The sequence below is a fragment of the Arthrobacter sp. IK3 genome, assembly GCF_051337705.1.
GTDB classification, from domain to species: Bacteria; Actinomycetota; Actinomycetes; order Actinomycetales; family Micrococcaceae; genus Arthrobacter_B; species Arthrobacter_B koreensis.
Genome location: NZ_JBPPSW010000024.1, coordinates 1 through 438, shown reverse-complemented (window position 1 = coordinate 438; position 438 = coordinate 1). Strand labels below are relative to the sequence as shown.

Below are 438 nucleotides of genomic sequence, written 5' to 3'. Positions count from 1 at the left end.
GCGGCAGGAAACATACCGGTCGGAGACGGCCTTCGCGTTGCGCCGGACCTGGGAGGCGGGATCGATGGCCTGGGTGATGGAACGGATCCGGGCGATCAGTTTCCGGTCGCCGAGTCCGTCAAGGGAGTCCGGGTCCTTGCAGATCAGTTCGTCTACCCGGTGCCGGTCTTCCAGGTCCAGGCAGGCAGTTTCCCGGACGAGCAGGGTTGCCCGCCATTCACTGAGCACCCCGGATGCCAGTGCGGCCAGGGTATGGGGCATTTCGTGGACCAGTGCTTTGCCGAGTCCCAGGTGCCGGTTGCCGCGGTGCGGGGAATCCCTGCGGGCCAGGGCGATCTGCGCTCCGACACCACGCCCGAGGTGGGCTGCCGGGACACCGGCACGGGACTGGGCCCGGCGCTGGGACGCGTCGAGCACGGCCGCAGCACGGGCCTGCAC

General features: G+C 69.4%; 1 pseudogene. It reads right to left on the bottom strand.

Annotated features, from left to right (window positions below):
* A pseudogene (locus tag ACSLGO_RS18230) lies at window positions 1–438 on the bottom strand (HNH endonuclease); the annotation flags it as partial.